The sequence below is a fragment of the Streptomyces chlorus genome (assembly GCF_042655885.1).
Lineage (GTDB): Bacteria > Actinomycetota > Actinomycetes > Streptomycetales > Streptomycetaceae > Streptomyces > Streptomyces chlorus.
The window spans coordinates 1-966 of sequence record NZ_JBHSOA010000167.1; the positions used below are offsets into that span (position 1 = coordinate 1).

A 966-nucleotide genomic window follows, 5' to 3' on the forward strand; every position below is an offset into this window, starting at 1 on the left:
GGCCGACGTACACCAGCTCGCCCTCACGGGTCCAGCGGACCAGGTCCCCGGTGCGGTACATGCGCGAGCCCGGGGCATCGAACGGGTTCGCGACGAAGCGTTCCGCGGTCAGCCCGGCACGGCCCCAGTACCCGCGGGCCACCCCCGCCCCGGCGATGTACAGCTCGCCGGTCACTCCGGGCGGCACCGGCGCCAGACTCGCGTCCAGCACATACACCCGGGTGTTGGACACCGGCCCGCCGATGCCCGGCGCCCGGATGTCGCCGCCGGCGTCGCGCCACATCGTCGCGTACACCGTCGCTTCGGTCGGCCCGTAGCAGTTGTACACCCGAGCCCGCGGCGCGGCCTTGCGCACCGTTCCCAACGCCGAGGCCGTGAACGCCTCTCCCGCCAGCACCACCGTGCCGACGCCCCATTCCGCGTCGAGGCTCGTCGCCACGTTCGTCATCGCCGACGGCACACCACTGACCAGACTCGCGCCCTCGGTGACACCGGAATCCATCAGTGACAGCAGGTTCTCGACCAGACGCACACCACCACCGCACGTCAACGGCGAGAACAACTCGAACACCGACACATCGAAGCTCATCGACGTCGACACCACGACCGTCGACAAACCCTCACGCCCGAACTCCCGATGCGCCCAGCCCACCAGATTCGCCACACTCGACCGGGAGACGACCACACCCTTGGGCCGCCCCGTCGACCCCGACGTGTAGATCACATACGCCGCACCCGAATCCGGCACCCGCACCGCGGCGTCGGAGGAGTCCTGCCGGGCACACTCCGCCACCACCGCCGCATCGTCCACCAGGAGGGACGACGCGTCCGGCGGCAGTATCGGCGCCAGGCCGCTGGTGGTCACCGTGACCGCCGGACCGGCATCCGCCAGCACATACCCGATCCGCTCCACCGGATAGTCCGGATCGATCGGCACATACGCCCCGCCGGCCTTCCACACCGCCA

1 protein-coding gene is annotated in these 966 nt (G+C 70.4%); it reads right to left on the bottom strand.

The window, feature by feature from the left end; all coding sequences use genetic code 11:
• On the bottom strand, positions 1-966 hold a 966-nt coding region (locus ACFPZI_RS37210), incomplete at both ends, for an AMP-binding protein (RefSeq protein WP_381371591.1).